Here is a 5,376-nt window from a genome sequence, read left to right as displayed (position 1 = left end):
TGGTGGGGGTGGTGGGCTGGTGGTCTCCGCGCACGCTCGGCGTGGGCTACACCAACATCGAGGACATCCTCTCCGGGCGCTTCGTGGGCACGGCCATGCTCGTGTTCTGCGTGCTGAAGTTCGTGTCCTGGTCCGTGGCGCTGGGCAGCGGCACCTCCGGCGGAACGCTGGCGCCGCTGTTCACCCTGGGCGGTGGACTGGGCTCGGGGCTGGGACTGCTGGCGATGCGGCTGGCGCCCGGGCTGGGCGTGGACCTTCGCGTGGCCGCGCTGGTGGGCATGGCGGCCATCTTCGCGGGGGCTTCGCGCGCGTTGCTGGCGTCGGTGGTGTTCGCCTTCGAGACGACGCGCCAGCCCCTGGGGTTGTTGCCCCTGCTGGGCGGCTGCGCGGCGGCCTATCTGGTGTCGGCGCTGCTGATGCGCCACTCCATCATGACGGAGAAGCTGGCGCGGCGCGGCGGGCGGGTCCTCACCGAGTACGGCGTGGATGCGCTGGGGCAGGTGCTGGTGCGCGAGGTGGGGCTCAAGCCCGTGGTGACCTTGGACGCGGACCGGTCCTTGGAGTCGGTCCGCGCGTGGCTGCTGTCGGACGCGGCGGGCACCCGTCACCAGGGCTTCCCGGTGGTGAAGGAGGGCGCCCTGCTGGGCGTCGTCACGCGCAGGGACCTGGTGGACGGGCAAGCGCCCGAGGGGCGGCGTGTGCGGGACGTGGTGAGGCGTCCTCCGTCGGTGGCGTATGAGGACAGCTCACTGCGCGAGGCGGCGGACCTCATGGTGGAGGAGGGCGTGGGTCGCCTTCCGGTGGTCCGGCGTGAGACTCCTTCGAGCGTCGTGGGCATCATCACCCGGAGCGACCTGCTGGGCGCGCATCGGCGGCGGCTGGAGAACTCGCGGCGCAGGGAGCGTGGACTGGGTGGGCCGTTGCCGGCCCGAGGAGCCTGAAGCACGTGGACGGCGAGGCGGGAACACAGGAGCGCGAGCGGGCACTGGAGCTGCTGCGCCGGTTCGGGTGGAACGCCACGTCCTTCCAGGTGCTGATGCCGGGCTTCCGCTACTGGTTCGACCCGGCGGGGGACGCCTTCGTCGCGTACGTGGACACGGGCGGCGCGTGGGTGGCGGCGGGTGCGCCCATCACCGCGCCGGAGTCCCTGCCTCGCGCGGTGGAGGGCTTCCAGGCCGCGGCGCGACAGGCGGGCCGGCGCGTGTGTTTCTTCGCCACGGAGCCGCGCTTCACGGAGTGGGTGCCCATGGAGTCGCTCTCCATTGGCGAGCAGCCCGTGTGGGAGCCGTCGCGTTGGGAGTCGGTGGTGCGCGGCAGTCGGAGTCTGCGCGAGCAGTTGCGCCGCGCGCGCTCGCATGGCGTCGTGGTGCGGGAGCTCCCCGCGCAGGTGTTGGAGGAGTCCGAGCACCCCACGCGTCAGGCGTTGGAGCGCCTGAGGAAGCGCTGGCTGGCGTCGCGTCGCATGGCGCCCATGGGCTTCCTGGTGCAACTGCGTCCGGATGCCTTCGCGCGGGAGCGCCGTGCCTTCGCGGCGGAGGTGAAGGGCGAGCTGGTGGGCGTCCTGCTCGTGTCTCCCGTGTACGCGCGGGACGGCTGGTTCCTCCAGGACCTGGTGAGGGACCCTGAGTCGCCCAACGGCACCGCCGAGGCCCTGGTGGACGCGGCGATGCGCGCGGCCGCCGCCGAGGGCCGTCGCTACGTGACGCTGGGGCTGGCGCCGCTCTCGGGCCCGGTGCGGCCATGGCTGCGACTGGCGCGTGCGTGCGGCAAGCCGCTGTTCGACTTCGAGGGCCTGCGCGCCTTCAAGGCGAAGTTCCGTCCGGACGCGTGGGTGCCGCTCCACCTCGCGTACCCCGAGCCTGGCGGTGGATTCTTCGCCGTGTATGACGCGCTCCGCGCCTTCGCGCGCGGCAGCCTGGTGCGCTTCGGCGTGGCGACGTTGCTGCGGCGGCCCCGGTTGCTGGTTCATGGGCTGGCGGTGTTGCTGCTGCCCTGGACGGCGCTCCTGGCGCTGCCCGCCACCACGCGCTGGTTTCCCTCGGCGCGCGTGCAGTGGGGCTGGGTGTTGTTCGACGTGGGGCTGGCGGCGGGACTCTTCTCGCTGGTGCGCCGGTGGCGAGATGGCCTGGCCACCGCGCTGGTGTGCCTCACCGCCGCGGATGCGTGCCTCACCTTCGTGCAGGCCGCCACCTACAACGCGGTGCGAGCGCGAGGGCCCGTGGACTGGCTCGTCATCACCGCCGCGGTGCTGGCGCCCGCCACCGCCTCCGGGCTGCTCGTCCGCGCGCGCGACTTCCGCCTGCCCGCGCGCTGACGCACCGCGCTTTCTCCACGACTCAACATCTCACCTGTCCCGCGGACCCCCTGGGTTTACACAGGTGGACACTCCTCCTCGCGTCTCCTGGACCGCAAGGCGAGGGCAATGCTGTTTTCTGGAAAGAGCTGTTCCGGCCTCGGGCGCCGTGACTTTCTCGCGGCGTCGTCCGTCGTCGGTTGGGAGGGGTGACCATGCGAACGCCGTCCGGCGTTGCCCTGTCGCTCGCCGTGTTGCTGTGGGTCCATGAGAGCCACGCCGCGCCCGAAACACAGAGCTCGGCTCCGCCACCCTCGCCGTTGCCTTCGGGAGTGTCGGCCGTGTTGTGGAAGCTGTCGGTGCCCGCGAGCGCGGCACCGACGCCCGAACGGGTGGCGCTGGGGGAGAAGCTCTTCAACGACAAGCGGCTGTCCCTGGATGACAGCACGTCCTGCGCCACCTGCCATGACCCGAACAAGGGCTTCACGGACGGCAAGTCGGTGGCCGAAGGCGTGAAGGGCCAGAAGGGCATGCGCAACAGCCCCACGGTGCTCAACGCCCTCTTCAATGCCTCTCAGTTCTGGGACGGGCGCTCGTCCACGCTGGAGGACCAGGCGAAGCTGCCCATCCTGAATCCGATTGAGATGGCCATGCCCTCGCCGGAGGCGGTGGTGACCAAGCTGCGGGGGATTCCCGAGTACGTCACCGCCTTCCAGGCTGTCTTCAAGCGGGACATCACCTACGACGACCTGGCGTCGGCCATCGCCGCTTTCGAACGCACGCAGTTCTCCGGCAACGCGCGCTTCGACCGCTTCATCCACGGCGAGACGAACGCGCTCAACGCGTCGGAGCGACGGGGCTGGGCCCTCTTCAACGGCAAGGCGCGGTGCAACTCCTGTCACGCGGGCAACGCGGTGTCGCCGCTGTTCAGCGACCAGAAGTTCCACAACATCGGCGTCGCCGCGCACAAGCAGGACTTCCCGCAGCTGGCGCGCGAGGGTGTGAAGGTCGTCCGGCTGGGCGACGAGCGGCAGATTGACGAACTGGCGCTGCAGACGCGCTTCTCCGAGCTGGGGCGCTTCCTGGTGACGAAGCAGGAGAACGACGTGGGCGCGTTCAAGACGCCCACGCTGCGCAACGTCGGAATCACCGGGCCGTACATGCACGACGGCTCGTTGACGACGCTGTGGGACGTGATGGACCACTACAACAAGGGGGGAGTGGCCAATCCCTACCTGGACGGAGGCATGCAGCGACTGGGGCTGACGGAGCCCGAAATCGATGACCTGGTGGCCTTCGTCTTCACGCTGACCGACGAGCGCTTCACGAAGTTCAATGGTCAGGAGCTGGCGCGGCAGCGCGCGCGCAAGGGCCAGCGGCCGGAGCGGGACACGGCGGTGGCGCTGGGGAAGAAGGGCAACCTGGGAGACCTGGCGCCCAATCCGGACCTGTCGGTGAAGAACCCGGCGGACATCGGTGTGTACGGCACCGAGACGCTGCCCAAACCCGCTTCGACGAAGCAGCCCTGAGGAGGCGCCGTCCATGGGGAACAAGTTCCGAAGCATCGAGACGAAGCACTATGAGGAACGCGAAGCCTTCTTCGAGGGCCTGAAGCGGTTGGACCGGCGGGCCTTCCTGCGGGTGGCGGGCATGTCCGCGGGCATCGTCGCGGGGATGGGGCTGAGGACGCCGCAGAGCTTCCAGCTCGTCAACGTGGCGGAGGCGCAGGGGACGAAGCCGCGCTTCACCTTCGCGTACATCTCCGACACGCACCTGTACGAGCAGAAGCTGAATGACCGCTTCGTGCGCTCCATCCTGAAGGCGGTGGATGACGTCAACGGGTTGGACCCGCAGCCGGACTTCGTGTTGTTCGGTGGGGACCTGGCGCAGCTGGGACAGGCGGGAGAGCTGAAGCTGGGGGCGCAGATTCTCAAGAGCGTGAAGGCGCCCGTGCGGATGATGGTGGGCGAGCACGACTGGTTCCTCGACATGGGGGAGCTGTGGCGGGACTTGTTCGGCGCGCCGAACTACTCGTTCGACCACAAGGGCGTGCACTTCGTGGTGCTCAACTCGATTCTGGAGAAGGACTTCTGGACGGAGCGGAAGCTCACGCCGATGGAGCGGATGAAGATTGTCGCCGGGTTGGACAACGGCATCCAGTCGCGCTTCGAGGTGGGCGGTGAGCAGCGCGCGTGGATGAAGCAGGACCTGGCGAAGGTGGACAAGAAGACGCCGGTCATCGTCTTCAGCCACTCGCCGCTCTACAAGTACTACCGGCCCTGGAACTTCTGGACGGACGACGCGGACGAGGTGCAGGCGCTGCTCAAGCCCTTCGAGCGTGTCACCGTGATTCATGGACACACGCACCAGTTGTTGACGAACCGCATCGACAACATCCAGTTCCACGGGATGTTGTCCACGGCGTGGCCGTGGCCGTATGCGCCGGAGGGGTTGCCACAGCTCACGGTGCAGATGAATCGGCCGGACCCGTTCAGCCAGTTCGACGGCTGCGGGGATGGGCGGGTGGACGTGCTGGAGTCGGGGTTGGTGGACAAGCTGTACAACCTCTGGGAGCGCAATCCCATCACCGTGCGCGGGAGCTACCTCGCGTCGGGTGGGAAGCAGGATGCGCCGCCCCGGACGAAGCTTCCGAGCTACTGAGCGCGAGGGGACACGATGACCTACCGGATGAAGCTGTGGGTGGGAGCGGGAGCGCTGCTGTCCTTCGCGGGGGGCGTGGCATTGGCCACGAGTCCCGCGCCGCGTCCCGAGGCCCTTCAGACGACGGAGTTGCCGCGGCATCAGGTGCCGGTGTCGAAGGACGGCAACCTGGTGGTGGGGATGTGTGACGGGGAGACGTCCCTGGAGGTGAAGGGCGTCAAGGAGGGGCAGAAGCTGACGCGTGCGCAGGCGGCGCGGGTGTCGGGCGAGCTGATGGATGCGTGGCGGAAGAAGAACCCGGATGCGAACTGGGACCCGGTGCCGCCGTCCGTGGTAGCGCAGGGACAGAAGCAGGCGCCGCAGCAGAAGAACCCGCCCATGGGGACGCAGAAGCCCGCGACGGGAGGGGCGGTGCGCGAGGG

At 69.1% G+C, this 5,376-nt stretch carries 4 protein-coding genes and 1 pseudogene; all 5 read left to right on the top strand.

From position 1 onward, the window contains the following. Positions 1–941 (top strand): chloride channel protein (locus HR086_RS44330; protein WP_174468652.1); only part of this gene is annotated, 941 nt, incomplete at its 5' end. A gap of 5 nt (positions 942–946) precedes the next feature. Continuing rightward, positions 947–2,314 carry a phosphatidylglycerol lysyltransferase domain-containing protein gene (locus HR086_RS44325; protein WP_373564441.1) on the top strand — a complete coding sequence of 456 codons (1,368 nt, stop codon included), beginning with the start codon at positions 947–949 and terminating at the stop codon, positions 2,312–2,314. A 194-nt stretch (positions 2,315–2,508) separates the two neighbouring features. Then, the gene (locus tag HR086_RS44320) at positions 2,509–3,822 is read left to right on the top strand and encodes a cytochrome-c peroxidase (protein WP_174468651.1); all 1,314 of its coding nucleotides are present in this window, start codon (positions 2,509–2,511) and stop codon (positions 3,820–3,822) included. A 13-nt stretch (positions 3,823–3,835) separates the two neighbouring features. Further along, positions 3,836–4,954 carry a metallophosphoesterase gene (locus HR086_RS44315; RefSeq protein ID WP_174460805.1) on the top strand — a complete coding sequence of 373 codons (1,119 nt, stop codon included), beginning with the start codon at positions 3,836–3,838 and terminating at the stop codon, positions 4,952–4,954. Positions 4,955–4,969: 15 nt separating this feature from the next. Beyond that, positions 4,970–5,376: pseudogene (locus tag HR086_RS44310) on the top strand (cytochrome C); the annotation flags it as partial.

The sequence above is a fragment of the Myxococcus sp. CA039A genome (assembly GCF_013336645.1).
Taxonomy (GTDB): domain Bacteria; phylum Myxococcota; class Myxococcia; order Myxococcales; family Myxococcaceae; genus Myxococcus; species Myxococcus llanfairpwllgwyngyllgogerychwyrndrobwllllantysiliogogogochensis.
This window is presented reverse-complemented; position numbering and strand designations above follow the sequence as displayed.

Excerpts from the sequence above, each read along its gene's own strand:
- HR086_RS44320 (WP_174468651.1), top strand. The coding sequence starts at position 2,509 with ATGCGAACGCCGTCCGGCGTTGCCCTGTCGCTCGCCGTGTTGCTGTGG.
- HR086_RS44315 (WP_174460805.1), top strand. The coding sequence starts at position 3,836 with ATGGGGAACAAGTTCCGAAGCATCGAGACGAAGCACTATGAGGAACGC.